Source organism: Streptomyces collinus Tu 365, assembly GCF_000444875.1.
Lineage (GTDB): Bacteria > Actinomycetota > Actinomycetes > Streptomycetales > Streptomycetaceae > Streptomyces > Streptomyces collinus_A.
Window position 1 is genome coordinate 2,413,920 of sequence record NC_021985.1, and the last position, 26,923, is coordinate 2,440,842.

At 72.6% G+C, this 26,923-nt stretch carries 23 protein-coding genes and 2 pseudogenes; 14 read left to right on the forward strand and 11 right to left on the reverse strand.

What is annotated here, in order from left to right; translation table 11 throughout:
- The first annotated feature begins 192 nt into the window (after nucleotides 1-192).
- From B446_RS36050 to B446_RS40175, 3 genes and pseudogenes are all read left to right on the forward strand, one after another.
- A complete protein-coding gene (locus B446_RS36050) occupies nucleotides 193-510 on the forward strand; it encodes a hypothetical protein (protein ID WP_148305729.1) in 318 nt (105 codons plus the stop codon).
- Between the two features lie 125 nt (nucleotides 511-635).
- Nucleotides 636-968 (forward strand): annotated as a pseudogene (locus B446_RS40170) (RidA family protein); the annotation flags it as partial.
- Between the two features lie 57 nt (nucleotides 969-1,025).
- Nucleotides 1,026-1,511, forward strand: coding sequence for a GNAT family N-acetyltransferase (locus tag B446_RS40175; protein WP_234967623.1), 486 nt, complete (start codon nucleotides 1,026-1,028; stop codon nucleotides 1,509-1,511).
- Nucleotides 1,512-1,538: 27 nt separating this feature from the next.
- Here the strand turns inward: B446_RS40175 and B446_RS39860 are convergent, their stop codons facing one another.
- Nucleotides 1,539-2,402, reverse strand: coding sequence for a uracil-DNA glycosylase (locus B446_RS39860; RefSeq protein WP_043475237.1), 864 nt, complete (start codon nucleotides 2,400-2,402; stop codon nucleotides 1,539-1,541).
- Between the two features lie 192 nt (nucleotides 2,403-2,594).
- Between B446_RS39860 and B446_RS10320 the strand changes: the two genes are divergently transcribed.
- Complete coding sequence (locus tag B446_RS10320; protein ID WP_020939370.1) at nucleotides 2,595-3,224, forward strand: RNA-binding S4 domain-containing protein; 630 nt, start codon at nucleotides 2,595-2,597, stop codon at nucleotides 3,222-3,224.
- Between the two features lie 22 nt (nucleotides 3,225-3,246).
- Here B446_RS10320 and B446_RS10325 read toward each other — a convergent pair whose 3' ends face one another.
- Nucleotides 3,247-3,699 carry a DoxX family protein gene (locus B446_RS10325; RefSeq protein ID WP_020939371.1) on the reverse strand — a complete coding sequence of 151 codons (453 nt, stop codon included), beginning with the start codon at nucleotides 3,697-3,699 and terminating at the stop codon, nucleotides 3,247-3,249.
- Nucleotides 3,700-3,977: 278 nt separating this feature from the next.
- Between B446_RS10325 and B446_RS40180 the strand changes: the two genes are divergently transcribed.
- Nucleotides 3,978-4,274 carry a DUF6343 family protein gene (locus B446_RS40180; protein WP_020939372.1) on the forward strand — a complete coding sequence of 99 codons (297 nt, stop codon included), beginning with the start codon at nucleotides 3,978-3,980 and terminating at the stop codon, nucleotides 4,272-4,274.
- A 41-nt stretch (nucleotides 4,275-4,315) separates the two neighbouring features.
- Here B446_RS40180 and B446_RS40740 read toward each other — a convergent pair whose 3' ends face one another.
- The 3 genes from B446_RS40740 to B446_RS10345 form a co-directional block, all read right to left on the reverse strand.
- Entirely contained in the window at nucleotides 4,316-4,696 is a 381-nt protein-coding gene (locus tag B446_RS40740; protein WP_020939373.1) for a tetratricopeptide repeat protein, read from the reverse strand.
- Nucleotides 4,697-4,772: 76 nt separating this feature from the next.
- Entirely contained in the window at nucleotides 4,773-5,390 is a 618-nt protein-coding gene (gene coaE / locus B446_RS10340; RefSeq protein ID WP_043475241.1) for a dephospho-CoA kinase, read from the reverse strand.
- Between the two features lie 54 nt (nucleotides 5,391-5,444).
- A complete protein-coding gene (locus B446_RS10345; protein ID WP_020939375.1) occupies nucleotides 5,445-6,383 on the reverse strand; it encodes a PAC2 family protein in 939 nt (312 codons plus the stop codon).
- A gap of 223 nt (nucleotides 6,384-6,606) precedes the next feature.
- Between B446_RS10345 and B446_RS10350 the strand changes: the two genes are divergently transcribed.
- A complete protein-coding gene (locus B446_RS10350; protein WP_020939376.1) occupies nucleotides 6,607-7,566 on the forward strand; it encodes a right-handed parallel beta-helix repeat-containing protein in 960 nt (319 codons plus the stop codon).
- A 160-nt stretch (nucleotides 7,567-7,726) separates the two neighbouring features.
- Here the strand turns inward: B446_RS10350 and rpsA are convergent, their stop codons facing one another.
- Nucleotides 7,727-9,220, reverse strand: a complete 1,494-nt coding sequence (gene rpsA / locus B446_RS10355) for a 30S ribosomal protein S1 (protein ID WP_020939377.1) — start codon at nucleotides 9,218-9,220, stop codon at nucleotides 7,727-7,729.
- Between the two features lie 379 nt (nucleotides 9,221-9,599).
- Here rpsA and B446_RS10360 point away from each other — a divergent pair, with 379 nt between their 5' ends.
- Both B446_RS10360 and hrpB read left to right on the forward strand, forming a co-directional pair.
- Complete coding sequence (locus B446_RS10360; RefSeq protein WP_078614675.1) at nucleotides 9,600-10,427, forward strand: class I SAM-dependent methyltransferase; 828 nt, start codon at nucleotides 9,600-9,602, stop codon at nucleotides 10,425-10,427.
- A 107-nt stretch (nucleotides 10,428-10,534) separates the two neighbouring features.
- A pseudogene (gene hrpB / locus B446_RS10365) lies at nucleotides 10,535-13,094 on the forward strand (ATP-dependent helicase HrpB).
- A 5-nt stretch (nucleotides 13,095-13,099) separates the two neighbouring features.
- On the opposite strand, the gene B446_RS10370 reads toward hrpB, so the two are convergent.
- From B446_RS10370 to B446_RS10380, 3 genes are all read right to left on the reverse strand, one after another.
- On the reverse strand, nucleotides 13,100-14,092 hold the full coding sequence (locus B446_RS10370) for a DUF3068 domain-containing protein (protein ID WP_043475249.1): 993 nt from the start codon (nucleotides 14,090-14,092) through the stop codon (nucleotides 13,100-13,102).
- 26 nt (nucleotides 14,093-14,118) lie between these two features.
- Complete coding sequence (locus tag B446_RS38135) at nucleotides 14,119-14,301, reverse strand: SPW_0924 family protein (protein ID WP_234967474.1); 183 nt, start codon at nucleotides 14,299-14,301, stop codon at nucleotides 14,119-14,121.
- Between the two features lie 176 nt (nucleotides 14,302-14,477).
- Nucleotides 14,478-16,208, reverse strand: coding sequence for a lytic transglycosylase domain-containing protein (locus B446_RS10380; protein ID WP_020939382.1), 1,731 nt, complete (start codon nucleotides 16,206-16,208; stop codon nucleotides 14,478-14,480).
- 320 nt (nucleotides 16,209-16,528) lie between these two features.
- Here B446_RS10380 and B446_RS10385 point away from each other — a divergent pair, with 320 nt between their 5' ends.
- Nucleotides 16,529-17,386, forward strand: coding sequence for a DUF4184 family protein (locus B446_RS10385; RefSeq protein ID WP_020939383.1), 858 nt, complete (start codon nucleotides 16,529-16,531; stop codon nucleotides 17,384-17,386).
- On the opposite strand, the gene B446_RS10390 is transcribed toward B446_RS10385, so the two are convergent.
- Together B446_RS10390 and polA are read right to left on the reverse strand one after the other, a co-directional pair.
- Nucleotides 17,304-17,702: a hypothetical protein gene (locus B446_RS10390; protein WP_234967476.1), complete on the reverse strand. Its 399-nt coding sequence runs from the start codon at nucleotides 17,700-17,702 to the stop codon at nucleotides 17,304-17,306. The two genes, B446_RS10385 and B446_RS10390, sit on opposite strands and share 83 nt — an antisense overlap.
- A gap of 478 nt (nucleotides 17,703-18,180) precedes the next feature.
- Nucleotides 18,181-20,907, reverse strand: coding sequence for a DNA polymerase I (gene polA, locus B446_RS10395; RefSeq protein WP_020939385.1), 2,727 nt, complete (start codon nucleotides 20,905-20,907; stop codon nucleotides 18,181-18,183).
- A gap of 299 nt (nucleotides 20,908-21,206) precedes the next feature.
- On the opposite strand from polA, the gene B446_RS10400 reads away from it, so the two are divergent.
- The 5 genes from B446_RS10400 to B446_RS10420 all read left to right on the forward strand — a co-directional run bounded on the left by B446_RS10400 (nucleotide 21,207) and on the right by B446_RS10420 (nucleotide 26,903).
- The gene (locus B446_RS10400) at nucleotides 21,207-23,588 is read left to right on the forward strand and encodes an FdhF/YdeP family oxidoreductase (RefSeq protein ID WP_020939386.1); all 2,382 of its coding nucleotides are present in this window, start codon (nucleotides 21,207-21,209) and stop codon (nucleotides 23,586-23,588) included.
- 48 nt (nucleotides 23,589-23,636) lie between these two features.
- A complete protein-coding gene (locus B446_RS10405; RefSeq protein WP_020939387.1) occupies nucleotides 23,637-24,128 on the forward strand; it encodes a PaaI family thioesterase in 492 nt (163 codons plus the stop codon).
- Between the two features lie 205 nt (nucleotides 24,129-24,333).
- Nucleotides 24,334-24,771 carry a hypothetical protein gene (locus B446_RS10410; protein WP_020939388.1) on the forward strand — a complete coding sequence of 146 codons (438 nt, stop codon included), beginning with the start codon at nucleotides 24,334-24,336 and terminating at the stop codon, nucleotides 24,769-24,771.
- Complete coding sequence (locus B446_RS10415; RefSeq protein ID WP_020939389.1) at nucleotides 24,768-25,376, forward strand: hypothetical protein; 609 nt, start codon at nucleotides 24,768-24,770, stop codon at nucleotides 25,374-25,376. The genes B446_RS10410 and B446_RS10415 overlap by 4 nt, the downstream gene beginning before the upstream one ends.
- Before the next feature lie 288 nt (nucleotides 25,377-25,664).
- Nucleotides 25,665-26,903, forward strand: a complete 1,239-nt coding sequence (locus tag B446_RS10420; RefSeq protein ID WP_020939390.1) for a branched-chain amino acid ABC transporter substrate-binding protein — start codon at nucleotides 25,665-25,667, stop codon at nucleotides 26,901-26,903.
- The last annotated feature ends 20 nt before the right edge of the window (nucleotides 26,904-26,923 follow it).

Sequence of the window (26,923 nt, forward strand, 5' to 3'; positions counted from 1 at the left end):
CGTCCGAGGGCCGTGAGCCTAGGGCGGTCGACGGGTGCGGGGCGAGCCGATTGTCAGTGGGGCGCGTTATCAAGGAAGTCGTCACTCGATGTCACGACGGGGGAGGTCATGGTGACGGACAGGGAGGATGCGGCACGCCGAGCGGAGCTCGGACCGCACGACGGAGCCAGGGGGCGCCGCGCCCATGTGTCCTTGACGGGGTTGCGCGCCCGCGGCTGGAGCGCCGGACTGGTCCGGCGACTGCTGGGCGAGCCCGATCTGCTGCGCGTCAACCGGTACTCGGTGTCGGCCCCGCCGACCCGGCTCTACCGTCTGGAGCGGGTCGAAGCGGCCGAAGAGAGCCCCGGCTTCAGAGTCGTCGCGGCGGCCACGGTCCGGCGCTCCGGCACGGCGAGTGCCGGTCTACGGCGCGGACGGCGGGAGGTGTCGGCGAGGGCGGCCGCTGCGGCGCGCGGCGAGGCGGCACGGTCGGGAGCGGAGCGACAGGACCCCGACGAGGCGGGGCCGTAGAGGCCGCCGGTGCCCCTTCGGCAGCCTGGAAGGGTGCGACGTGGCAGGGCGGGAAATTCGGGTGCGAGCCGGGGGCGGGGCGCAGATGATCGGGAGGTTGTGCACCGGCCAGCCCAGGAGCCGCCATGATCCGTCGCGTGACCACTCCCGCCCTGTTCCCGCCGCCCACCTACTCCCACGCCTCCGTCGTCGAGGCCGGCACGAAGCTCGCCTTCCTCGCGGGAGCCGTGCCGCTCGACGAGAAGGGGGACATCGTCGGAGCCGGGGATCCGGTGCGGCAGGCCGAGCGGGTCATAGCCAACCTCCGTGAGCAACTGCGTTCGGTGGGGAGTGACTTGGAGCATGTGCTGACGACGGACGTGTACGTCGTCAGCAGCGAACCAGCGGTGCTGTCCTCGGTGTGGGAGGTCGTGGAGGCGTCGGGGCTGAGCCGGGGTCCCCACTCGTCCACCCTGCTCGGTGTCGCCTGCCTCGGGTACACCGGGCAACTGGTGGAGATCACGGCGACGGCCGTGGTGCCGGAGGAACGGCACGACCCGGCGTCGGCCGCGGTCGTCCTGCGCCGGGCGGTGCCGGCGGACGCCCGAGCCGCCGCCGACGTCTGGCTGCGCTCCTTCGCCGCCGCGCTGCCCACGGTCGTCCGGCCCCGCACCGACGACGACGTACGGGACTACTTCCGGGAGGTCGTGGTGCCGCTGCGGGAGACCTGGGTCGCGGAGGCGCCCGGGGAGGACGGCGGGATAGTCGGAGTGATGGTCCTGAACGGTGACGAGCTCTCCCAGCTCTACCTCGCCCCCGACTGGCGGGGGCACGGCATCGGCGACCGGTTCGTCACCCTCGCCAAGGAACGCAGCCCGCGGGGCCTCAGCCTGTGGACCTTCCAGGTCAACAAACCCGCCCACCGCTTCTACGAGCGGCACGGATTCGTCGCCGTCGAGCACACGGACGGCAGCGCCAACGAGGAGCGGGAGCCGGACGTGCGGTACGTGTGGCGGCCTTGAGAGGGAGGTCCTGAGGTGGCCCTTCGGTCAGGGCAGCCCGGCCGCGTCGGCCGCCGTACGCAGCACCTCGCGGAGCATGGCGGGAGTGAGCCGGCCCGTGAAGGTGTTGCGCTGACTCACGTGGAAGCAGCCGAAGACGTCCAGCCTGCCCGGGCCGTCCGGATCGTCTGGGCCGGGGCCGTCTGAGCCGCCTGGCTCTGCCGGGCCGCCAGGCATGGCCAGGCCGTCGGGGCCTGCCGGGCCTTCGGGAGCGTCAGCCCCTCCGGGGCCGTCAGAATCTTCGAGGCCGTCGGAGCCTGCGGAGGTGGCCGAGCCGTTCAACGTGACCCGGGCGCCGTGGGCGAAGGCGGGTCGGGGTCGGGGCACGGGCCAGCCCGCCTCGTTGAAGGCCGGCAGCGCCGCCTGCCAGCCGAAGGCGCCGAGCACCACCGCCGCCCTGACCGTGGGACGCAGCAGCTTCAGCTCCTGCACCAGCCAGGGGCGGCAGGTGTCCCGCTCGCCCGGGGTGGGCTTGTTGGCGGGCGGGGCGCAGTGGACGGGCGAGGTGATGCGGACGCCGTACAGTTCGAGCCCGTCGTCGATGCGCTCGGAAGTGGGCTGCGAGGCCAGGCCGACGTCGTACAGCGCCTGGTAGAGCACGTCTCCGGAACGGTCGCCGGTGAACATGCGGCCCGTGCGGTTGCCGCCGTGCGCCGCGGGTGCCAGTCCGACGATCACGAGGCGCGCGTCGGCCGGGCCGAACCCGGGGACCGGCCGCCCCCAGTACGTCCAGTCGGCGAACGCCGCCCGCTTGGTGCGCGCCACTTCTTCCCGCCACTCCACCAGCCGGGGACAGGCCCGGCATCCCGCGACGCGCCGGTCGAGCCGAGCGAGCCCGCTGCTGTCGTCCATATCGCCACCGTATGCCCGGCCCCGCCGAAGATCAGGCCAGGGTGGGACCCGGCCGGCTGTCGGGGCCGACCGGTCGTCAGGGCGGGGCGGTGAGGTCGTCCCTGAAGCGCAAGCCGCACCCGGGCCGCTCGACGGGCCCCGGCCCGGAAAATCGTCTCCGGGTCCCCCGGTCCGGCGGGTTAAGGTCGGGACATGGCTTCCGAGGATGCGGACGAGAACGTGCACGGTCACACCGGCGGCCCGGATGAAGCGGCCCCCGCCGATGCGGCCGAGCGCGCCGAGGGCGGGCCGCTCGACCCGAAGACCGCCGCCGCGGTGGCCGCCGCCGAGGCCGCGGGGCCCGGCACGGGCGAGACCGTACGGATCGACAGCTGGATCTGGGCCGTGCGCCTCATCAAGACCCGCTCCCTGGGGGCCACCGCCTGCCGTGGCGGCCACGTCCACGTCAACGGAGAGCGGGTGAAGCCCGCCTACTCCGTACGCGTCGGCGACGAGGTACGGCTCCGGCACGAGGGCCGCGAGCGGGTCGTGATCGTCAAGCGTCTGATCCGCAAGCGCGTCGGTGCCCCGGTGGCAGCCCAGTGCTACACCGACAACTCGCCTCCGCCCCCGCCGCGTGATGCCGTGGCCCCGGCCGGTATCCGCGACCGAGGCGCCGGCCGCCCCACCAAGCGAGACCGCCGCGAACTGGAACGACTCCGCGGACTGGGCGGACTCGGCGGACCGGCCACCGGCGGCCCCCAGGGACCCACCGGACTCGCCGGCCCCGGCAGGTCCGGAAGCACCGGCGGGACGGGGAGAGCCGGTGGGGCCGGCCGGTAGGGCCGACGGCTCCCCACCCCGCTCAAGCCGTTCGCCCCGCGCCGCGGAGCAGTCGGAGCAGGTCGGTGTTGTGGGACCGGCGGGTCCAGGCGATGAGTGCGAGCGGCACGATCAGAATGAGCGGGGTCGCCGCGTACTGACCGTCGAAGACGGTGAGCTGGACGATGAACGCGCCCACCATGAGCGCGCTCAGCGCCATGGCGGCCACCGACTGCAGGACGGGCACCAACAGCGCGATCGCGCCGGCGAGTTCGAGCGCGCCGATGGTGTACATCCCCGCGCTTCCCCAGCCCATCTTGTCGAACGACTCCACGGCCGACGGATGCGCTATCAGCTTGGGCAGTGCGCTCGCGATCCCGTAGAAGAGGGCGAGCAGCACCTGCACCGTGCGCAGGGCGATACGGGCCGCGCGGCTGCGGGTGGTGGCGGAAGTGCGCGGGGTGGCGGTCGCGGTGGGGGCGGTGGGCTGGGACATATGAGTCTCCTGAGTGAAGCGGTCCTGCCTGCTGTCGTCGAGGTAGACCGGTCCGGGGCCGGGAACTCATCGCTCATCGGCGCGCTCTCTCACCACTCGATGGGGTGTCCGGCCTCGTCTCCCGCTCCCAGGCCCTCCCGCCCCCCGTCCTCCCGTCCTCAGGTCCCCCCGTCCTCAGGTCCCCCCGTCCTCAGGTGCTCCCGTCCTACCGGCGCGTTCCGGTCGGGGAGGACGTCGGGCAGGACGGGGAGTACGTTGCAAGGAGGAGTGGTGATCGGATGCGTACGGGCAGTGAACCGGTGACCGCGCGCAGTGCTCTGCGGGCGCGGTTGTGGCTGAGTGTGTGGGGATTCGTCTGGGCGGTGTTCGGGACGGCGGTGTTCGCGCTGGTCGGGCGTCCGGGGTGGGCCGTGGCGTGCGGGGTGTTGTGGCTGGTGGTCACGGTGGACATGGCCATGATCCTGCGGCACCTGCGGCAGGGTCCGCACTACCAGCCGGGTCCGGACGTGCCGCCGTACCGTCCGCCGGAGGGTGGTCCGCCTCGGCCGGGCCCTCGCCGGCCTCGGCATCCGTGAGCGCGTCCCCGTGACGTCCGGGGGGTGGCGGCCGGTGACCGTCAGTCGTCGAAGCGGGCGGCCTTGAGGTAGTCCGGGTTCGGGTCGAGTGCGGCGGCGAGCCGGAAGTGGCGCTTGGCCTGGTCGGGGCGGCCCTGGCGTTCGTAGGTGCGGGCGAGCGCGAAGTGGGCGAAGGCGTTGTCCGGTTCCCGTTCGAGCACGATGGTGAACTCGAGTTCCGCAGGACGGAGTTGGGCGGCGGCGAAGAAGGCGCGTGCGCGCAGGAGGCGGGCCGCGGTGTTCTCCGGGTGGGCGGCGATGACTCCGTCGAGCAGTTTCACCGCGCCCCTGGGGTCCCGTGCGTTGAGCAGTTGCTCGGCGGCGCGGAAGTCGATGACGTGCGTCTCCGGGGTACGTCCGGTGGAACCGCTGGTCTCGGGCACGGCTGAGATCCTTCCCTCGCTGAAGCGGTTCAACGCCCCGGGAAGTACGGCTATTCCGCGCCTGGGCGGGGCCGGTTCAGCCGGTGGAGGGCCGGGGTTCCTGAGCGCGGCGCGTGAGCTCGTCCCAGACTTCGGCGACGCGCTTGCGCAGGGTGTCGAGGGGGACGTCGTTGTCGATCACGATGTCGGCGATCTCGCGGCGTTGTTCGCGGGTGGCCTGGGCGGCCATGCGTGCGCGGGCGTCGTGTTCGGTCATGCCGCGCTGTCGTACGAGGCGGTCGAGCTGGGTCTCGGGGCTGGTGTCGACGACGATCACGAGGTCGTACAGGGGGGCGAGGCCGTTCTCGGTGAGGAGGGGTACGTCGTGGATCACGACGGCGTCGTCGGCGGCGGCGTCCTCGAGTGCGCGTGAGCGGGTGCCGACCAGGGGGTGGACGATCGCGTTGAGGGTGGCGAGTTTCCCGGGGTCGGCGAAGACGATGGAGCCGAGTCCGGGCCGGTCGAGGCTTCCGTCCGGGGTGAGGACGTCGGGGCCGAAGGCTTCCACGACGGCCGTGAGCCCGGGGGTTCCGGGCGCCACGACTTCGCGTGCGATGCGGTCGGCGTCGATGAGTACGGCTCCGTGCTCGACGAGCAGCCGTGACACCTCGCTCTTGCCGGCGCCGATGCCGCCGGTCAGGCCCACTTTCAGCATGTGCGGAAGCTTAGGCCCTGCCGGTGACGGAGAGCCCGCGGGTAGCGCACCCTGCTAGTTGTCGCCCTCCCGTTCGGCCAGGAAGCGTTCGAATTCGCGGCCGATCTCGTCGGCGGAGGGGATGTCGACCGGTTCGGCGAGCATGTTGCCGCGGCTCTCGGCGCCCGCGGCCGCGTCGTACTGGTGCTCGAGGCCCTGGACGAGTGCGGTCAGTTCCTCGTCGCCCTCCTGGATCTGCCGGTCGATCTCGGTCTGGGTGCGGTGCGCGTCGGTGCGCAGGGCGTGGGCGACCCCGGGCAGGACCAGGCCGGTGGCGGCGGTGACGGCCTCGAGGACGGTCAGGGCCGCGTCGGGGTAGGCGGAGCGGGCGATGTAGTGCGGGACGTGGGCGGCGACGCCGAGGACGTCGTGTCCGGCTTCCAGGAGCCGGTACTCCAGCAGCGACGCGGCGCTGCCGGGCACCTGGGCCTCCTCGAAGGGGCTGCGGTGGCCGGGGACCAGGTCGGTGCGGTTGCCGTGCGGGGTGAGACCGACGGGCCGGGTGTGCGGGACGCCCATGGGGATGCCGTGGAAGTTCACGGAGAGGCGGACGCCGAGTCGCTCGACGATCTGCTGGACGGCGCCGGCGAACCGCTCCCACTCGACGTCCGGTTCGGGTCCGGAGAGCAGGAGGAAGGGGGCGCCGGTGGCGTCCTGGACGAGGCGGACCTCGATGGCCGGGACCTCGTACTCGGTCCAGCGGTCCCGCTTGAAGGTCAGCAGCGGGCGGCGGGCGCGGTAGTCGACGAGCCGGTCGTGGTCGAAGCGTGCGACGACCTGGTGGGGCAGTGAGTCGAGGAGGCGTTCGACGATCTGGTCGCCGGTCTCCCCCGCGTCGATGTATCCGTCGAAGTGGTAGAGCATGACCAGGCCGGCCGACTCCTGGGCGAGCGCCATGTCGACGACGGCCAGGCCCTTCGGCTCCCATGCGTACAAACCCTGCGGATCAAGCACTGTGACCGCTCCTCCTCGTGTCCTTCATCGACAACGCGCCCCGGGGCGGGGGCATTCCCGGTCCGGGGCGCTGATCAGGCATGTCGTGCCGGGTGCCTTGACGCTCCGTCAACTGGTCCGTACCTTCGCCAGGACCGGTGTTCACAATTGCACCCGTCGTTCATGTATGAGATAAGCGAGATCGGTACCGGTCGACAGGTCCGTACGACAGGAAGGCACCCCCATGCGCACGCGTCCGCTGCTCACCTCCCTGCTCGCCACGCTCGCCCTCACCGGCGGCCCGCTGCTCTGCGCGGGTCCGGCCGCCGCCGCCCAGACCGTGGAGGTGGGCACCGCCGCCCAGCTCCGGACCGCGCTCGCCGGCGCGCGGCCCGGCGACACGATCCGTCTGGCGGACGGCACGTACACCGGCAACTTCAAGGCGGTCACGCCGGCCACCGCCGCGGCCCGCATCACCCTCACGGGCTCCCCGGGGGCCGTGCTCCGGGCGGGTGGCGGCTACGGGCTGCACCTGGACGGCGCGTCCTACTGGACGGTCAGTGGGCTGACCGTGACCGGCGGCCAGAAGGGCATCATGATCGACTCGGCCACGGGTGTGGTGGTGGACGGCGTGACCGTGCACGGGCTCACGATGGAGGGCGTCCACTTCCGCGATTCCAGCACGGACGGCGTGATCAGGAACTCGACGATCTACGACACCGGGAACGACGGCCGCGGCATGGGCGAGGGCGTGTACGTGGGGACCGCGAACACGCTGTCCGACCGGAGCGACCGCATCCAGATCCTGGACAACACGATCGGGCCGGACGTGGGGGGCGAGAACGTCGACATCAAGGAGGGGACGACCGGCGCGCGGATCGTCGGGAACACGTTCGACGGCAGCGGGCTGACCGGCGCGAACTACGACGACTCCTGGGTGGACGTGAAGGGCGATGACGTCCTGGTGCAAAACAACACCGGCAGGAACACCACGAACGACGGCTACCAGACGCACACCCAGCAGTCCGGCTGGGGCTGCGGCACGGTCTTCAAAGGAAACAAGTCGACATTGACGGGTGCCGGCGGTTCCACCCGATGGGCGATCGACGTCACCAACGCCGGCGCGGGCTGCCGGACGACGGTCTACAGCAGCAACACGGTGACCGGCGGCAAGGGCCTCACCAACATCCCGGTCACTCCCTGACCGTCGGACCCTCGAACCCCCGGCCCCTCGAACCCCCGGCCCCCGGCCCCCGGCCCCCCGGAAGTGTGGCGGGGCCCGGGCCCGGAAAGCCCTGAGGGGCCGTGCCCCGGAAGGTACGGCCCCTCAGCAGCTACTACCTGCTAAGCCTCAGCGGCAGCGATCAGCTCTGGCCGCCGGCCAGCTTCTCGCGCAGCGCGGCCAGCGCCTCGTCCGAGGCGAGGGCACCGGAGGTGTCCGCACCCTCGGAGGAGTACGAGCCGCCACCCGAAGCGGCCGGAGCGGCAGCCTCGCCACCCTCGGCGGCAGCGGCAGCGTCGGCCTCGCGGGACTTGATGACCTGCTGCTGGTGCTGCTCGAAGCGGGTCTGCGCCTCGGCGTACTGGCGCTCCCACTCCTCGCGCTGCTTCTCGTAGCCCTCGAGCCAGTCGTTGGTCTCGGGGTCGAAGCCCTCGGGGTAGATGTAGTTGCCCTGGTCGTCGTAGGACGCGGCCATGCCGTACAGGGTCGGGTCGAACTCGACCGAGGCCGGGTCGGCACCGAAGGACTCGTTGGCCTGCTTCAGCGAGAGGCTGATGCGACGACGCTCGAGGTCGATGTCGATGACCTTGACGAAGATCTCGTCGTTGACCTGGACGACCTGCTCCGGGATCTCCACGTGGCGCTCGGCCAGCTCGGAGATGTGGACCAGACCCTCGATGCCCTCGTCCACGCGGACGAACGCACCGAACGGAACCAGCTTCGTGACCTTGCCGGGCACGACCTGGCCGATCTGGTGGGTGCGGGCGAACTGCTGCCACGGGTCTTCCTGGGTCGCCTTCAGCGACAGGGAGACACGCTCGCGGTCCATGTCGACGTCGAGGACCTCGACGGTGACTTCCTGGCCGACCTCGACAACCTCGGACGGGTGGTCGATGTGCTTCCAGGACAGCTCGGAGACGTGGACCAGACCGTCGACGCCACCCAGGTCCACGAAGGCACCGAAGTTGACGATCGAGGAGACCACACCGGAGCGGACCTGACCCTTCTGGAGGGTCGTGAGGAACGTCTGGCGGACCTCGGACTGGGTCTGCTCCAGCCAGGCACGGCGGGACAGGACCACGTTGTTGCGGTTCTTGTCCAGCTCGATGATCTTCGCCTCGAGCTCCTTGCCGACGTACGGCTGGAGGTCGCGGACGCGGCGCATCTCCACGAGGGAGGCGGGGAGGAAGCCCCGGAGGCCGATGTCGAGGATGAGACCACCCTTGACGACCTCGATGACGGTACCGGTGACGATGCCGTCCTCTTCCTTGATCTTCTCGATGGTGCCCCAGGCGCGCTCGTACTGGGCGCGCTTCTTCGAGAGGATCAGGCGGCCTTCCTTGTCCTCCTTCTGGAGGACCAGGGCCTCGATCTCGTCGCCGACCTTGACGACCTCGTTCGGGTCGACGTCGTGCTTGATCGAGAGTTCGCGGCTCGGGATGACACCTTCGGTCTTGTAACCGATGTCGAGCAGGACCTCGTCCCGGTCGACCTTCACGATGACGCCGTCGACGATGTCGCCGTCGTTGAAGTACTTGATCGTCTCGTCGATCGCGGCGAGGAAGGCTTCCTCGTTACCGATGTCGTTGACCGCAACCTGCGGGGTGGTGGCGGTGGTCTCGGTGCTGCTCGTCATGTGGGAAAGGGCTCCGGTACGGACATTGAAGTCGTAGGCACTGCTTACGCCGGGAGCCCGTTTCGCTCTGCAGAAGCCGGACAGCCAAGGAAGCGCCACCAATAAGGACACCGGGTGCCCGGTGGCGCCTCGACAACCGAGGGGACATACATACAGATGCGAGCGCAGCCTGCTACGTCTGAGGTGCGCAGGCCCGCAGCGCAACTTGTAGCATACGGGGGCAGCCGGACAGGGTCAATGCGCGAAGGCGCACACCCGGGGCGGATCGCCGCATTCCCGGCACAAGAATCGTCCCAGGAGGCCGTACAGGCCTGCGGGACCCCTTCCGTGACACGCCTTCGCCCGGCGGGTTGGACGGAAGAGTACGACGAGGGAGCCGATCATCCAAGAGCCGGAACCGCACGAGCCCGAGGGGTTCGAGCCGGAAGCGACACGCCGTGACGCCGGGATCGCGGAGAGCGCCCGTGCCAACCGTGGCTGGTGGGACAGGAACGCCGACGAGTACCAGGTCGAGCACGGGACGTTCCTCGGTGACGACCGTTTCGTGTGGGGCCCCGAGGGCCTGGACGAGGTGGAGGCCGAGCTGCTCGGCCCGCCGGAGGACCTGAAGGCCAGGGACGTCCTGGAGATCGGCGCGGGCGCGGCGCAGTGCGCGCGCTGGCTGGCCGCCCAGGGGGCGCGTCCGGTGGCGCTGGACCTCTCGCACCGCCAGCTCCAGCACGCGCTGCGCATCGGCGGATCGTTTCCGCTGGTCTGTGCCGACGCCGGGGCGCTGCCGTTCGCGGACGGTTCCTTCGACCTGGCGTGCTCCGCGTACGGGGCGCTGCCGTTCGTGGCCGATCCGCGGCTGGTGCTGCGGGAGGTGCGGCGGGTGCTGCGCCCGGGTGGCCGGTTCGTGTTCTCGGTGACGCATCCGATCCGCTGGGCGTTCCCGGACGAGCCGGGTCCCGAGGGTCTGTCCGTGTCGTCGTCCTATTTCGACCGCACGCCCTATGTGGAGCAGGACGACGAGGGCCGCGCGGTGTACGTGGAGCACCACAGGACGCTCGGGGACCGGGTGCGGGACGTCGTGGCGTCGGGTTTCCGGCTGGTGGACCTGGTGGAGCCGGAGTGGCCGGCCTGGAACACCGCGGAGTGGGGCGGCTGGTCGCCGCTGCGCGGTGGCCTGCTGCCGGGGACGGCGATCTTCGTCTGCGAGCGCGACTGAGCGCTCCCGGTCCGGGCCCTTGTCGTGAACGGTCCCGGGAACGGCCTTCCGAACGCCCCGCACGCGCGCGTGCGGGGCGTTCGTGTCGTCCGTACGACACTGGGGGCGTGATCCGTGACGACGCCCTGGACGCGCTGCCCGTCCGTTCCGCCCTGCCCGCGCTGAGCGACGCCCTGGAGGGGCACGGCACGGCCGTGCTCGTGGCGCCGCCGGGCACGGGCAAGACGACGCTGGTGCCGCTGGTGCTGGCCGGGCTGGTCGGCGGCGGTCCTGCGCGGCGGGTCGTGGTGGCCGAGCCGCGGCGGATCGCGGCGCGGGCCGCGGCGCGGCGGATGGCCTGGCTGCTGGGTGAGCGGCCCGGGGAGAGCGTGGGCTTCACGGTGCGCGGCGAGCGGGTGGTGGGGCGGCACACGCGCGTGGAGGTCGTGACGACCGGTGTGCTGCTGCAGCGGCTGCAGCGCGACCAGGAGCTGGCCGGTGTGGACGTGGTGGTCCTGGACGAGTGTCACGAGCGGCATCTGGACGCGGACACGGTGGCCGCGTTCCTGTGGGACGTGCGGCAGACGCTGCGGCCGGAGCTGCGGCTGGTGGCGGCGTCGGCGACGACGGACGCGGAGGGCTGGGCGCGGCTGCTCGGGGGTGCGCCGGTGGTGGCCGCCGAGGGTGTCTCGCATCCGGTGGAGGTGGTGTGGGCGCCGCCCGCGCGTCCGGTGCGGCCGCCGCACGGCATGTGGGTCGATCCGGCGCTGCTGGGGCACGTGGCGTCGCTGGTGCGGCGGGCGCTGGCCGAGCGGGAGGGTGACGTGCTGTGTTTCCTTCCCGGTGTCGGGGAGATCGGGCGGGTGGCGGCGCAGCTGGGTGATCTGGGGGCGGTGGAGGTGCTCCAGGTGCACGGGCGGGCGCCGGCCGCCGTGCAGGACGCGGTGCTGGCGGCCGGGGAGCGGCGGCGGGTGGTGCTGGCGACGTCGGTGGCGGAGTCGTCGCTGACGGTGCCGGGGGTGCGGGTGGTGGTCGACTCGGGTCTGGCGCGGGAGCCGCGGGTGGATCACGCGCGCGGGTTGAGCGGTCTGGCGACGGTGCGGGCGTCGCGGGCGGCGGGGCGGCAGCGGGCGGGGCGGGCCGGGCGGCTGGCGCCGGGGGTGGTGTACCGGTGCTGGGCGGAGGCGGAGGACGTGCGTCTGCCGGCGTTTCCGGCCCCGGAGATCAAGGTGGCCGACCTGACGGCGTTCGCGCTTCAGGCGGCCTGCTGGGGTGATCCGGATGCCTCGGGGCTGGCGTTGCTGGATCCGCCGCCGGGCGGGGCGATGGCGGCGGCGCGGTCGGTGCTGGCGGCGGTGGGTGCGGTGGACCGCGCCGGGCGGGCCACGGGGGTGGGGGCACGGCTGGCGCGGCTGGGTGTGCATCCGCGGCTGGGGCGGGCGCTGCTGGACACGGGGGGTGCGGGGGCGCCGGTCGTCGCGCTGCTGTCGGAGGAGGTGCCGCGGGAGTACGGGGACGATCTGGCCGGTGCGCTGCGGCGGGCCCGGCAGGGTGGTGACGGTTATGCGGGGCGGTGGGCGGCGGAGGTGCGGCGGCTGCGGGGTGTGTCGGCGCAGTCAGCGCCCGCGTCCGGCCGGGGTGACCGGCCGGGAGGGGCCGCGGGGGCGGAGGTGGCCGGTGCCGGGCTCGCCGGTCCGTCGGCGGGTGCCGTCGGTGCGGAGGGGCTGGTCGGGCTGGTGTCCGCGCTGGCGTTTCCCGAGCGGGTGGCGAGGCTGGACGGCGGGTCGTATCTGATGGTGTCCGGGACGCGGGCCGAGGTGTCCGAGGGGTCGGGGTTGCGCGGGGCGGAGTGGATCGTCGTCGCGGTGGCGGACCGGCCGGGCGGCAGGGGGCACGCGCGGGTGCGGCTCGGGGCCGCGGTGCCGGAGGGAGTGGCGCGGGCGGCCGCCGGGGGCGTTCCTCGAGGAGCGCGAGGAGGTGCGCTGGGCGGACGGGGACGTGGTGGCGCGGCGGGTGGAGCGGCTGGGGGCGATCGAGCTGTCCGCGCGGCCGCTGCGGGACGCCGGCGGGGCGCTGGTGCGTGCGGCTCTGGTCGAGGGGCTGCGGCTGGAGGGGCCGGGGCTGTTGCGGTGGTCGCCGGAGGCAAGGGCGCTGCGGCAGCGGCTGGCGTTCCTGCGGGCGCGTCTCGGGGAGCCGTGGCCGGACGTGTCGGACGCGGCGCTGCACGCGCGCGTGGACGAGTGGCTGGAGCCGGAGCTGGGCCGGGCCCGGCGGCGGGCGGATCTCGCCCGGATCGACGCCGGTCGGGCGCTGGAGCGGCTGCTGCCCTGGGCGGGTGGGGAGGCGGCGCGGCTGGACGAGCTGGCGCCGGAGCGGATCACCGTGCCGAGCGGGTCGCGGATCCGGGTGGACTACGGGGATCCGGAGCGGCCGGTGCTCGCGGTGAAGCTGCAGGAGATGTTCGGGCTGAGCCGGACGCCGGTGGTGGCGGGTGTGCCGTTGCTCGTGCATCTGCTGTCGCCCGCCGGCCGGCCCGCGGCGGTCACGGCCGATCTGGCGTCCTTCTGGGCGGACGGCTACAAGGGGGTGCGGGCGGAGTTGCGCGGGCGTTATCCGAAGCATCCGTGGCCGGAGGATCCGGCGGGCGCCGAGCCCACGCGGTTCACGAACGCGCGGCTCGGACGCTGACCGGTTCAGGCGCCGACCGGCTCGGGTGCGGGCGTCTCGGTGGCCTCCGGGTCCTGGGGACGGCGGGAGCGTGCCTCCAGGCTGAGGGAGAGGGCGAGGAGCAGCAGGCCGAGGGTGAGGGATCCCCAGGGCAGGTAGGAGGTGAGGGTGAGGACGAGGGTGCGGTTGTGCCGGACGAGGGCGACGGTGTGCTCGATGTAGTCCTCGCGCATCCTGACGTGGCCGGCGAAGGCGGTGACCTTGGCGCGGTCGCCGAGGAGGGTGCCGCCGCGCAGTTCCTCCCGGTGGAGTTCCTCGCCGTAGACGGGCGCTCCGGTGGCGGGTTCGACCCAGAACCTGCGGACGGTGGTGTACCAGCGGGTGGTGCCGGTTCTGGCGACGGACGCGGCGGTGATGCCTTTGACCGGCATGGTCTTGGGCAAGGGGACCTTGGTCCAGGGGATGGTCTGTTCGAAGGAGTAGACGTGCAGGCCGCGGAAGGTGCGGGTGCCCCGGTAGTGGATGGGGCTGGTGGTGCGGGTCTGTGCGTCGAAGTACTCGTAGTCCCTCTTCTGGGTGAGGAAGGGCCACTTGAACTCGATGCCGTGGCGGGTGACGGGGTCGCCGTCGACGCTTTCGCCGGTGGCGTGGACGGGGTCCTGGGTGTGGGCGTCGAAGATGTAGCGTTCGGGGATCCTGGAGACCATCTTGCCGTCGGGTCCCTGGACGTAGGAGAGGCTGTCCCAGACGACGACGGGCCGTCCGGCGGTCCGCTCTATGTTCGCGGCGGCTTCGACGTTGCCTTTGAGGGTCTGCACGATGGTGACCTTCGGGACCTTCTTGGCGCGCATGGTGCCGTAGTCGAGGAGGGTGGCGTTCCGGGCTTCGAGGACCATGTCCTGGTACTGGCCGGCCGGGATGCGGGCCAGGCGCGGGAAGGCGTACCAGCGCAGCAGGGGGGCGAGCGCCGCGCAGAACACGGCGCAGGCGAGCAGGACGAGGCTTGCCTTGCGGCGCATTGCGGCTCCCTCCTGGCGGGTCGCTGCTAGGGGTGTGCGGGCACGGTGGTCAGCAGTGGCTCGGGGGATGTGCGGGCCGTCGGTGTGCCGAGGGCGGTCAGGGCGAGGACGGCGGCGACGGCGAGGGCGAGGCCGGTCGCGGCGGCGAGCAGGGCGCGCATGCGGGACCTCCCGGCGGGCCGGTGCTGATGGGGCGTCAGGTCGGGCACGGTAGCAACGTGGGCGTGAGAAGAGAACACGTCGTCCGCGCGCGCGTGGACGACGGTGAAGAAGTCGAGGAAGACGCACACCGTCGCGCACCGGCAGGGCGCCCGGTCCGCGGGTGCGGAGCGGGCGCCCTGTAGGTGTGCGGGTGTGTGCGGGCCGCTGGTGCGGTGCGGTGGTGTCAGGAGGTGGCGGACGGGCTCGGCGAGGGGCCGGCCGGTGCGTCGGCCGCGGCGACCTCGAGTTCGACGGTGAGGGTGGCGCCGCCGGTGGTGGTGATGCGGAGCAGGAAGGTGCCGGTGGTGTCGTCCGCGTACAGCTTGGGCAGCGTGAGCAGGCCCTTGTCGTCGGTCTTGAGGCCGGTGAGGGTGCGCACCGGCTTGCCGTCGGCGTCCTTGAAGGAGGGGCCCTTGTCGTTCTCGGTGGGGTCGTCCTCCGACTTGACGAGGACGGCGGTGGCGGCGACCTGGTCGGCGACGGCGCCCTTGTAGGTGGCCTTCACCTGGACCTGGTCGGCGAACTCGCCGCCGGGGGTGCAGGTCAGCGGGGTGTCGCTGGTGCGGGCGAGGGTGTCGGCGGTGCGGGCGGTGACGGTGGCGGTGTAGTCGACGCCCTTGGCCCGGTGGCCGACGACGGCGGTGGTGACGGTGAAGTCGCCCGTCTTCTCGCCGGCCTGGAGGGCGGGTGCGTGTGCCACGCCCTTGGCGTCGGTGGCGACGGTGGCGACCTTCTCGCCGCCGGCGAAGGTGGTGTCGGTGTCGCCGGTGATGGTGAAGCGGATGCGGACCTTGCCGACGGCCGTCCCGGTCCTGGTCTCGGCGCGGGTGCTGATCCGCCGGGCGAAGTCGTCCCCGGCCCGTGCGGTGAGCTTGCCGGTGCCGGCGTCGCTCAGGTGGTCGACGGTGTCGGAGGGCGTGGGCGGCTTCGGCGGGACGGGCGGGGTGGGCGGCGTGGGGTCGGGGCTCGCCGGGCCGCCGGGCTTGTCGGGCTTGTGCGGCTTGTCGGGCTTGTGGTGCGGCTTGGTCCGCGGCGGCTCGGTGGGCGTCGGGGTGCCGGTGGGCCGCCCGGTGTGGTCGTCGCTGCGGTGCGAGGGCACGCCGCCGGTGCCGTCGGGGACGGAGTGGCTGCCCTTGCGGTAGTAGTCCATCCAGTTCAGGACCAGGTTCAGGTAGTCCTGGGAGTTGTTGTAGCTGAGGATGGCGCTGTGCAGGCCGCCCTCGGTGGACATGTCCCAGTCGTTGCGGCACAGGTAGTGGCCCGCGGCGAGCACGGCGTCGTAGACGTTGTTGGGGTCCGCCTTGCCGTCGCCGTTGCCGTCGCGGCCGGCCCAGGCCCAGGTGGACGGGATGAACTGCATCGGGCCGACGGCCTGGTCGTAGTGGCTGTTGCCGTCGTACGCGCCGTGGTCGGTGTCCTTGATGAGCGCGAAGCCGTTGCCGTCGAGCTGCGGGCCGAGGATCCGGCCGATGGTGGTGCCGTCGGCGTCGACGCGGCCGCCGCGGGCCTGGCCCGACTCCACCTTGCCGATGGCGGCGAGGAGTTGCCAGGGCAGGTTGCAGCCGGGCTTGGTGGCGCGCAGTTCGGCTTCGGCCTTGCGGTAGGCGTCGAGGACCGTGGCGGGGATGCCGGCTTCGGTCCCGCCCCGGGCCACGGGGGTGCCGATGGTGGGCGACGGGCTGGGGTCGGGGCTCTTGAGGGGCGGCAGGTCCGTGTAGTACGGCGAGTTGCCGGTGGCGTCGCCGTCGGTGCTCGGGTCGGGTGCGGGGGTGCTGGAGCCGGCGGCGGTGGGTCTGTCCTGGTTCGCGCCGGTGGCTCCCGGAGCCTGGGACGCGGACAGTGCCGCGACCGCTGCCGCCGCCACCGCGGTGGTCGCCGCTCCCTTGCGCAGCCGCCTGCCGAAATGCGCCGCCATAGAGTGAACCCTCCCGTGAACGCCTGCGCGTCCGTCTCCGTCCGACTGCCTCGCTCTGGTGTGACGGTTGACCCGGTGCTGTGGTTGCCCCTGAGCCGCCTTTCCATCCGTGCGATGTGTGTTCGACCCCGTGTCCGTGCAGGGCGACCCAGGTGACCCTACGACAACTTGCTTGGCACAGGCACCCGTTCGTGCCCGGTTTTCACCGGTTGGCCAACTCCCGTTGGCCTGGGGGGCGGCGGCGGGGGTTCACGCATACTGGACCGCAGACGATCACCGGTGCCGGCGCCGTACGCCGGCGGCCGTCCCAGGGGGTCCCGTTGCCGTTCACGCTCAGCCACGCGGCCGCCGTGCTGCCCGCCGTCCGCCGGGACGGCGGTGGCCGGGGCCGGCTGGTGCCCTCGGTGCTCGTCGCGGGGTCCTTCGCGCCCGACATGCCCTTCTACGCCGCGAGTGCCGTGCCGGGCGCCATGGAGTTCGGGACGGTCACCCATTCCTTCGCCGGCGTGGCCGGTGTGGACGTGGTCATCGCCTGGACGCTGGTCGCGCCGTGGCTGTTCGTGCGGGAGCCGCTGGTGGCCCTGCTGCCCCGGCACCGGCAGGGGCCGCCGGCCGCCCTGCTGCGCTGCGGTGCGCCCCGCGCGCGGGTGCGGCTCGACGTCCTGCCGCGGTGGTACGTCTCCGCGGTGCTCGGCGCACTGACCCATGTCGTGTGGGACGCGTTCACGCACCACGACCGGTGGGGCTCGCGGCTGGTGCCGGGCCTCGCGCGGAGCATGGCGGGGATGCCGCTGTTCACCTGGCTGCAGTACGGCACGTCCGCGCTGGCCGCCGTGGTGATCGCCGTGTTCCTGGTACGGGCGCTGCGGCGGGCTCCGGCCGGTGGGCCGCCGGCGCTGCCCATGCTGTCCGGGCGGGACCGCTGGTGGGCCGCGGCCGTCATCGGGGGTGGCGCGCTCGTGGGGGCGGTGCAGCGGGCGGCGCGCTGGTGGGCCTACTGGGGCTCGTCCGCGAACGTCCGGGACCTGGTGCCCACCCTGTGCTTCGGCGCGGGCACCGGGCTGCTGCTCGGGGTGCTCGGGTACGCCGCCGGGGTCAGGTGGTGGCGTCCGGTCCGGCGCCCGGACGGTCCCGGTGTGCCGGCCTGCGGCCGCCGGGACCGGTCGGCGGCTCGTTGAGGGTGGCGACGAAGACGGTGAGGGTGCGCCGCGGGCGGGGTCTGGGGACCAGGGTGAGCAGCAGCGCGAAGTAGGCGCGGGCCAGGTCGGCCCGCGCGTGCCAGGCGCGCGTCAGGCGGGTGCCGGCCGCCGGTCGGCGCCGGAGGTCCGCCACGGCTCTGCGCAGGGTCGCGGCCGGGTCGGCGGGGATGCGGGCGGTGCTTGCGCCGGCCGCGAGGGCCGGGACCGGCGAGACGGGCGCGGCCGGGGCCGAGGTGCTGTGCACCCGGGCCGGGGGGCCTTCGGCCGTCAGACGGTGAAGCGTGCGTATACCCATGCCCGCAGTGTTGCGGCTGAGAGCCGGGGGATGCGTTCTGACGGGGGCCACGTGAGTGAAACGCCCCTTCGGGGGGTTCGGCGGGGGCGGGCCCTGCGGGAGTCGTCCGCCGGGGCACGGTCCGGGCGGGAGGGGGCGTAAGGGTGCGGCGACCGTGGGGGCTGGTCAGCCGTGGCACGGTGCCGGGAAGGCTTCGGTGGAGCGCTGCGTCCCAGGGCTGGGCACGGGCCGGGCCTCGGGGTGCGGCGGGGCCCGGAGGGGCGGCCTCGGCGGGGCGCGGTGGGGTGCGGTGGGCCGAGTGGGCGGGGGTGAGCCCCGGGGCGTGCCGGTGCGGGGAGGCCGTTTCCTGCGGCTCCGCCCCGGCGGAGCGGGAGCTCACCGGTGTCTCCGGCGGCGCGCCCCCCCGCCCGCCGCGAGCGCAAAGGGGTGCCACCCGGCGTCCGCCGGGTGGCACCCCTTTGCGCTGGACCGCCGGAGGTTAGTGCGCGGCCGATTCCCAGTCGCGGCCGACGCCCACCGAGACGTCGAGCGGGGCCCTGAGGGAGACCGCGTTCGCCATTTCGCGGCGGACGATCTCCTCCGTGGCCTCGCGCTCGCCGGGGGCGATCTCCAGGACGATTTCGTCGTGCACCTGCAGGAGCATGCGGGACTTGAGGTCCGCCTCGCGCAGGGCCCGGTCGACGTGGAGCATGGCGATCTTGACGATGTCGGCCGCGGTGCCCTGGATCGGCGCGTTGAGGGCCATCCGCTCGGCCGCCTCACGGCGCTGCCGGTTGTCGCTGTTGAGGTCGGGGAGGTAGCGGCGGCGGCCGAACAGCGTCGCCGTGTAGCCGGTCGCCCGTGCCTCGTCGACCGCCCGGCGCAGGTAGTCCCGCACGCCGCCGAAGCGCTCGAAGTAGGTGTCCATCAGGGCGCGCGCCTCGCCCGCCTCGATGTTCAGCTGCTGGGAGAGGCCGAAGGCGGACAGGCCGTACGCCAGGCCGTAGGACATCGCCTTGATCTTGCGGCGCATCTCCGCGTCGACGGCGTCCCGCTCGACGGAGAAGACCTGGGAGGCGACCGTGGTGTGCAGGTCCTCGCCGGAGGTGAACGCCTCGATCAGGCCCTCGTCCTCGGAGAGGTGGGCCATCACGCGCAGTTCGATCTGGCTGTAGTCGGCGGTCATCAGGGACTCGAAGCCCTCACCGACCACGAAGCCGCGGCGGATGGCCCGGCCCTCGTCGGTGCGGACGGGGATGTTCTGCAGGTTCGGGTCCGTGGACGACAGCCGGCCGGTCGCGGCCACCGTCTGGTTGAACGTGGTGTGGATACGGCCGTCGCCGGCGATCGTCTTGATCAGGCCCTCGACCGTGACCCGCAGCTTCGCCTGCTCACGGTGGCGGAGCATGATCACCGGCAGTTCGTTGTCGGTCTGTCCGGCGAGCCAGGCCAGGGCGTCGGCGTCGGTGGTGTAGCCGGTCTTGGTCTTCTTGGTGCGCGGCAGGGCGAGCTCGCCGAAGAGGACCTCCTGGAGCTGCTTGGGCGAGCCCAGGTTGAACTCGTGCCCCGCGGCCGCGTGGGCCTCCTTCACGGCCTGCTGCACGGCGCCCGCGAACGTCTGCTCCATGGCCTCCAGATGGGTGCGGTCGGCCGCGATGCCGTGGCGCTCCATGCGGGCGAGCAGCGCCGAGGTGGGCAGTTCCATGTCGCGCATGAGGTCCGCGGCGCCGACCTCACCGAGGCGGGTCTCGAAGGCCTCGCCGAGGTCGAGGACGGCACGGGCCTGGATCATCAGCGCCTCGGCCTCGGCGCCGTCGTCCGCGCCGAAGGCGAGCTGGCCGTCGGCCGCCGCGGCGGGCGCCAGTTCGCGGTGCAGGTACTCCAGGGACAGCGCGTCGAGGTCGAAGGAGCGGCGGCCGGGCTTGACCAGGTAGGCGGCGAGCGCGGTGTCCATGCGCACGCCCTCGATGTCCCAGCCGTGCTCGGCGAAGACGCGGACGGCGCCCTTGAGGTTGTGGAACACCTTGGTGCGCTTCGCGTCGGCCAGCCAGGCGGCGAACGCGTTCTCGTCGGCCTCGTCCAGTTCGGTGGGGTCGAACCAGGCGGCCGCTCCCCCGGCGGCGGCGAGCGCGACCTCGGTGACCGAGCCGGCGCCCAGCGCCCAGGTGTCGACCGTGGCGACACCGAGCGTGCCGGTGCCGTGCTCGGCCAGCCAGGGGGCCAGCTCGCCGGTGCCGAGGATCGCGCCGTCGAGTTCCACACCGTCCGCGGCGACCGGGGTGACCTCGGCCTCCTCGGCGCCCGGGTCGACGGCGAAGAGACGCTCGCGCAGCGACGGGTTGCGGATCTCCAGGGTGTCCAGGACCAGGGCCACGGCCTTGCGGTCGTACGGGGCGCGCTCCAGGTCGGGGACCGTCCGATCCAGCTCGACCTGGCGCTCCAGCTCGGTCAGGACGCGGTTGAGCTTGACGGACTCCAGGTGGTCGCGGAGGTTCTGCCCGGCCTTGCCCTTGACCTCGTCGGCGCGCTCGACGAGGTCGGCGAACGAGCCGAACTGGTTGATCCACTTCGCGGCGGTCTTCTCGCCGACGCCGGGGATGCCGGGGAGGTTGTCGGACGGGTCGCCGCGCAGGGCGGCGAAGTCCGGGTACTGGGCGGGCGTCAATCCGTACTTCTCGAGAACCTTCTCCGGGGTGAAGCGGGTCAGCTCCGAGACGCCCTTCGTCGGGTAGAGCACGGTGGTGTGCTCGGTGATGAGCTGGAAGGAGTCGCGGTCGCCGGTGACGATCAGGACGTCGAAGCCCTCGGCCTCGGCCTGGGTGGCGAGGGTGGCGATGACGTCGTCCGCCTCGAAGCCCTCGACGGCGAACCGGGGGGCGTGCATCGCGTCGAGGAGCTCGCCGATCAGCTCGACCTGGCCCCTGAACTCGTCGGGGGTCTTGGAGCGGTTGGCCTTGTACTCGGTGAACCGCTCGGAGCGCCAGGTCTTGCGGGAGACGTCGAAGGCGACCGCGAAGTGCGTGGGCGCCTCGTCACGCAGGGTGTTGGCCAGCATCGAGGCGAAGCCGTAGATGGCGTTCGTCGGCTGGCCCGTCGCGGTCGTGAAGTTCTCCGCGGGCAGCGCGAAGAACGCGCGGTAGGCCAGCGAGTGCCCGTCCATGAGCATCAGCCGGGGACGGGCGCCGCCGGAGGTCTTGTCGGTCTTCTTCGGTGCTGTGTCTGCCACGCCCCCGATCCTGCCACGGCGCACTGACAGCCGGATCCGGGGCGGTCCGGACCGGGCCGCCCGCGGGCCGGGAGCCGTGGCGGGAGCCGGGCCGGGACGCTCCCCCGGTTCGCACCCGCATCCGCACGCATCCGCACCGCACCGGCGCCCGGGCGCTCGGCCGCCAAGCCGATCCCCGCACAGCCCCCGGACCGGTCCCGCACAGCCCCCCGGACCGGCCCGGACCGGGGCGCACGGCTGTCGGTGGCCCGTGGGAGGATCGCCGGGTACTTCCACACGCAGTCGAAGGGGACCGTGCGATGGCGACGAAGCCGCCCAAGGGTGATCCGGTTCAGGACGCGCCGCAGGTCGCGGAGCCGCAGCACGCGGCGGCCGGGCTCCCCGCCGTCGGGCACACCCTGCGCATGGCGCGGCAGCAGATGGGGGTGCGGCGCACGGCGCTGACGCTGCTGCGCGTGAACCAGAAGGACGGTTTCGACTGCCCCGGCTGCGCCTGGCCGGAGCCGGAGCACCGGCACAAGGCGGAGTTCTGCGAGAACGGCGCCAAGGCGGTGGCCGAGGAGGCCACCCTGCGCCGGGTCACCCCGGAGTTCTTCGCCGAATACTCCGTGGCCGACCTGGCCACCAGGAGCGGCTACTGGCTGGGCCAGCAGGGCCGGCTCACCCACCCCATGCACCTGCCCGAGGGCGGGGACCACTACGAGCCGGTCAGCTGGGAGCGCGCCTTCGACATCATCGCCGAGGAGATCGCCGCCCTCGGCTCGCCCGACGAGGCCGTGTTCTACACCTCGGGGCGTACCAGCAACGAGGCCGCGTTCCTGTACCAGCTGTTCGCGCGCGAGCTGGGCACGAACAACCTGCCCGACTGCTCGAACATGTGCCACGAGTCGTCCGGGTCCGCGCTGTCCGAGACGATCGGCGTCGGCAAGGGCAGTGTCCTGCTGGAGGACCTGCACCGGGCGGACCTGATCATCGTCGCCGGGCAGAACCCCGGGACGAACCATCCGCGCATGCTGTCGGCGCTGGAGGAGGCCAAGGCCAACGGCGCGAAGATCATCAGCGTCAACCCGCTGCCCGAGGCCGGCCTGGAGCGGTTCAAGAACCCGCAGACGGCGAAGGGCATGCTGAAGGGCGCCGCGCTCACCGACCTGTTCCTGCAGATCCGCATCGGCGGTGACCAGGCCCTGTTCCGGCTGCTGAACAAGCTGGTGCTGGAGACGGACGGCGCGGTCGACGAGGAGTTCGTGCGCGAGCACACCCACGGCTTCGAGGAGTTCGCCGAGGCCGCGCGCGCCGCCGACTGGGACGAGACGCTCGCGGCCACGGGTCTCACGCGCGCGGAGATCGAGCGGGCCCTCGGCATGGTGCTCGCCTCGGAGCGGACCATCGTCTGCTGGGCGATGGGCCTCACCCAGCACAAGCACGCCGTCCCGACCATCCGGGAAGTGGTCAACTTCCTGCTGCTGCGCGGGAACATCGGCCGCCCGGGCGCGGGCGTGTGCCCGGTGCGCGGCCATTCGAACGTGCAGGGCGACCGCACGATGGGCATCTTCGAGCGGCCCGCGCCGGCCTTCCTGGACGCGCTGGAGAAGGAGTTCGGGTTCGCGCCGCCGCGTGAGCACGGCTTCGACGTCGTACGGGCGATCCGTGCGCTGCGGGACGGCGAGGCGAAGGTCTTCTTCGCCATGGGCGGCAACTTCGTCTCCGCCTCCCCCGACACGGACGTCACCGAGGCGGCCATGCGGCGCGCGCGGCTGACCGTGCACGTGTCGACGAAGCTGAACCGCTCGCACGTGGTGACGGGCGCGCGTGCCCTGATCCTGCCGACGCTGGGCCGGACCGAGCGCGACGTGCAGGCCGGCGGCGAGCAGTTCGTGACCGTCGAGGACTCCATGGGCATGGTGCACGCCTCGCGCGGCCGGCTCGCCCCGGCGGGTCCGCGGCTGCTGTCGGAGCCGGCGATCGTGTCCCGGTTGGCGCGCCGGGTGCTCGGCGCGGACAGCAAGGTGCCGTGGGCGGAGTTCGAGATGGACTACGCGAAGATCCGCGACCGCATCGCGCGCGTGGTCCCCGGTTTCGAGGACTTCAACGCGCGTGTGGCGCGGCCCGGAGGTTTCGCGCTGCCGCACGCGCCGCGCGACGAGCGCCGCTTCCCGACGGCGACCGGCAAGGCGAACTTCACGGCGGCGCCGGTGGAGTGCCCGGAGCTGCCCGAGGGCCGGCTGCTGCTGCAGACACTGCGCTCGCACGACCAGTACAACACCACGATCTACGGCCTGGACGACCGGTACCGGGGCATCACCGGCGGTCGCCGGGTCGTGCTGGTGCACCCCGAGGACGCGCGGGCGCTCGGGGTCGCCGACGGGTCGTACGTGGATCTGGTGAGTGAGTGGAAGGACGGCGTGGAGCGGCGGGCGCCCGGTTTCCGGGTGGTGCACTACCCGACGGCCCGGGGCTGCGCGGCGGCGTACTACCCGGAGACCAACGTGCTGGTGCCGCTGGACGCCACCGCCGACACCAGCAACACTCCGGCGAGCAAGTCCGTCGTGGTCCGCCTGGAGCGGCCGGCGGCGCAGGCCGCGGAGCGGGCCGTCGGGGAGGCGGCGGGGGTGCCGGGGCGGCCGGGGCAGCACCTGGCGGGCCCCGCCGAGGCCCGTCTGGAACAATCGGCGACCGACTGAGCGTTTGCTCAGCCAGCAGACAGGCGCAAGACGAACGGAGCCGGGCCCATGGGTGAGCAGCAGCAGGTGACATTCCCGCAGGAGGTCCTCGACGAGTACGCCGCGCTCGGCGTGGACCTGCCCGCGCTCTTCTCGGCGGGTCACCTCGGCACGCGGATGGGCGTCCAGATCGTGGAGGCCTCGGCGGAGCGGGTCGTGGGCACCATGCCGGTCGAGGGCAACACCCAGCCGTACGGGCTGCTGCACGGGGGTGCCTCCGCGGTGCTGGCGGAGACCCTGGGCTCGGTCGGCGCGATGCTGCACGGCGGCAGCACGAAGATCGCGGTCGGCGTGGACCTGAACTGCACCCACCACCGCGGGGTCCGCTCGGGCCTGGTCACCGGCGTGGCCACGCCCGTGCACCGGGGACGGTCGACGGCGACGTACGAGATCGTGATCAGTGACGAGGAGGGCCGCCGGGTGTGCAGCGCCCGGCTGACCTGCCTGCTGCGCGACGCCCGGCCCGGCGACGAGGCCCCCGTCCGCCCGGCCGGCGACTGAGCGTCCCGGAGGTCCGAGGTCTTCGCGGACCCCGGGCGGCCCGAGGCGGCCGCCGGCACCGGCCGGGCCGCCCGGGACGGAAGCCCCGTGGCGAAAACGGGGCGCCGCCCGGCCGTTGCCCCGGGGCCGTGCCGCCGCTTAGCTTCGGCACATGGGACGGCTCGGAAGCCGGCGGACGGGATGCCCGCGGATCGGAGGCCGCCGGTTGTCAGGCTCCCGGCGGGGGGCGTGGCTCCTGGCGCTCGGACTGGCACTGTCCGCGCCGCTGGGGACGGCCGGCTGCGGCCGCACGGCCGGCGCGGACGCCTCCACGGGCGGACCCGGTGCTCCCGCCGGGTCCGGACACGCTGCGCACGACTCCGCCGCGGCCACACCCTCGCCGTCGTCGGACGCCGAGCTGTGCGCCGCGATCGTCGCCCACTGGTCACGCAAGGTGCTCGACAGCGGCACCTACGGGGACTACCAGTCCATGGGGCTGTCCAACGGCCAGTACGACATCCTGCGGGCCGTCGTGGACGCGGCGCGGGCGGCCGAGCGGCGTCAAGGGGCCTCGGCGGCGGACGAGTTGATCGGCCGTCAGGCCCGTACGGCGTGCGCCGACCGGTACCGGCACGGCGTTCCGGGCGGAGGACCCTGGCGATGAGCGGCACGGGGCCCCTGGAGCCCGGCGAGGGCACGCGCGCGTGGGAGGCCGGGGAGTGGGAGGCCGCCCAACGGCGGCGCGCACCGCTCGCGGCCCTGTACGCCCGCCACCGCCGCGCCGCCCTCGCCGCCGCCGCGGCGGTGATCGCCGTCGCGGGCGGCGGCTACCTCTGGGCGACCCGCCCGCCGCAACCGCCACCGCCCCAAGTGCCCTATCCCGCGCAGGCGATGACGATCTCTTACCTGCGGGACGCAGCCGGCGGGGCCGGGTCGCCGGGCCGCGGATTCCGTTTCGACGTGCTGCTGAGCGTGGACGCGGGACCGCCCGTCACGGTCAGCCGGGTGGGCCAGCCCTACGCCGGGCTCCGGCTGACGACCGAGCCGCGCACCCCGTTCCGGACAAAGGCGGGCTCTCCCCGCAAGATCACCATAACCATGCATGTGACGGAATGCGGAAAGGTGCCGAAGGACGCCGGTCTGCCTTTCCTTGAAGTAACTCTGCGTAATACGCGCGCAATGCAGAATCAGAGTTTCATCCTCGGCCGGCGGTACGCCCAGCACCTCTCCAAGGGCCTGAAAGTCGCCTGCAGCAACAGCCTCGGGTAATCACCAAAACCCTTGAGACGCCTGAACGCATCCCGGACCGTCCTGCGGGTTCTCAGCATGCGGACAGGGCGAATCGGCTTGAATTCCGGCGTTCTCCCCACGGCGTACCGCTCTGCATTACCTCGTGTCATAACAAGAGCGTCACAGCATCGGTCAGACCCTCCTTACGTTCCCCACACGCGCCTAGAGTCACGGCCAGTCACCGCGCCGCTGGATTCCCTCTTCGGCCTGGCGCAGCGGCTCGACCGCCTCCACGGGGAAGCGGCCGTTCTGGGGAAAGGACTGATCGTGCGTCAACGTTCGCTCATCGCCATCACCGCCGCCCTGGCGGCGGGAGCGCTCACCCTCACCGCCTGCGGCTCGCGCGACAGCGGCGACAAGGGCTCGGACTCCGGCAACGGTGGTGGCACCACCGTCGTCATCGGCGTCGACGCCCCGCTGACCGGCGACCTGTCCGCGCTCGGCCTGGGTATCAGGAACTCCGTGGACCTGGCGGCCAAGCAGGCCAACAAGAAGAACTACGTCAAGGGCGTCACCTTCAAGATCGAGGCGAAGGACGACCAGGCGCAGCCCTCCTCCGGCCAGACGAACGCCACCGGCTTCGTCGGCGAGAAGGACGTCCTCGGTGTCGTCGGCCCGCTGAACTCCTCCGTGGCCCAGTCGATGCAGAAGGTCTTCGACGACGCCAAGCTGGTCGAGGTCTCCCCGGCGAACACCAGCCCGGACCTGACCCAGGGCCCGGACTGGCGCAAGTCGAAGACGCGCCAGTACAAGTCGTACTTCCGTACCGCGACCACGGACGCCATCCAGGGCCCGTTCGCCGCCCAGTACGTCTTCAACAAGGCCAAGAAGACCAAGGCCTTCGTCATCGACGACAAGAAGACCTACGGCGCCGGCCTGGCCGGGACGTTCACCGACGAGTTCAAGAAGCTCGGCGGCAAGATCGTCGGCACCGAGCACATCAACCCCGACACCAAGGACTTCTCCGCGGTCGCCACCAAGGTGAAGAACTCGGGTGCGCAGGTCGTCTACTACGGTGGCGAGTACCCGCAGGCCGGTCCGCTGAGCAAGCAGATCAAGGCCGCCGGCGCCAAGATCCCGCTGGTCGGCGGCGACGGCATCTACGCCGACGACTTCATCAAGCTGGCCGGCGCCTCCGGCACCGGTGACCTGGCGACCTCGGTCGGCGCGCCGGTGGAGACGCTCGACTCCGCCAAGGAGTTCGTCGACAACTACAAGGCGGCGGGCTACAAGGAGGCGTACGCGGCGTACGGCGGCTACTCCTACGACTCGGCGTGGTCGATCATCGAGGCCGTGAAGAAGGTCGTCGACGACAACGGCGGCAAGCTGCCGTCCGACGCCCGCGCGAAGGTGACCGCCGCGATGCAGAGCGTCTCCTTCGACGGTGTGACCGGCAAGGTCTCCTTCGACGAGTACGGTGACGCGACCAACAAGCAGCTGACCGTGTACTCCGTCACGGGCGGTGCGTGGAAGGCCGTGGAGTCCGGCACCTACAACGGCAGCTGACCCACACACCCGCATCACCT

Excerpts from the sequence above, each read along its gene's own strand:
- B446_RS10400 (WP_020939386.1), top strand. The coding sequence starts at position 21,207 with ATGGCGACGAAGCCGCCCAAGGGTGATCCGGTTCAGGACGCGCCGCAG.
- B446_RS10370 (WP_043475249.1), bottom strand. The coding sequence starts at position 14,092 with ATGCGCCGCAAGGCAAGCCTCGTCCTGCTCGCCTGCGCCGTGTTCTGC.
- B446_RS10320 (WP_020939370.1), top strand. The coding sequence starts at position 2,595 with ATGGCTTCCGAGGATGCGGACGAGAACGTGCACGGTCACACCGGCGGC.
- B446_RS10390 (WP_234967476.1), bottom strand. The coding sequence starts at position 17,702 with ATGGGTATACGCACGCTTCACCGTCTGACGGCCGAAGGCCCCCCGGCC.
- B446_RS10380 (WP_020939382.1), bottom strand. The coding sequence starts at position 16,208 with ATGGCGGCGCATTTCGGCAGGCGGCTGCGCAAGGGAGCGGCGACCACC.
- B446_RS10350 (WP_020939376.1), top strand. The coding sequence starts at position 6,607 with ATGCGCACGCGTCCGCTGCTCACCTCCCTGCTCGCCACGCTCGCCCTC.
- coaE (WP_043475241.1), bottom strand. The coding sequence starts at position 5,390 with ATGCTGAAAGTGGGCCTGACCGGCGGCATCGGCGCCGGCAAGAGCGAG.
- B446_RS10325 (WP_020939371.1), bottom strand. The coding sequence starts at position 3,699 with ATGTCCCAGCCCACCGCCCCCACCGCGACCGCCACCCCGCGCACTTCC.
- B446_RS10405 (WP_020939387.1), top strand. The coding sequence starts at position 23,637 with ATGGGTGAGCAGCAGCAGGTGACATTCCCGCAGGAGGTCCTCGACGAG.
- B446_RS39860 (WP_043475237.1), bottom strand. The coding sequence starts at position 2,402 with ATGGACGACAGCAGCGGGCTCGCTCGGCTCGACCGGCGCGTCGCGGGA.
- B446_RS40180 (WP_020939372.1), top strand. The coding sequence starts at position 3,978 with ATGCGTACGGGCAGTGAACCGGTGACCGCGCGCAGTGCTCTGCGGGCG.
- rpsA (WP_020939377.1), bottom strand. The coding sequence starts at position 9,220 with ATGACGAGCAGCACCGAGACCACCGCCACCACCCCGCAGGTTGCGGTC.
- B446_RS10415 (WP_020939389.1), top strand. The coding sequence starts at position 24,768 with ATGAGCGGCACGGGGCCCCTGGAGCCCGGCGAGGGCACGCGCGCGTGG.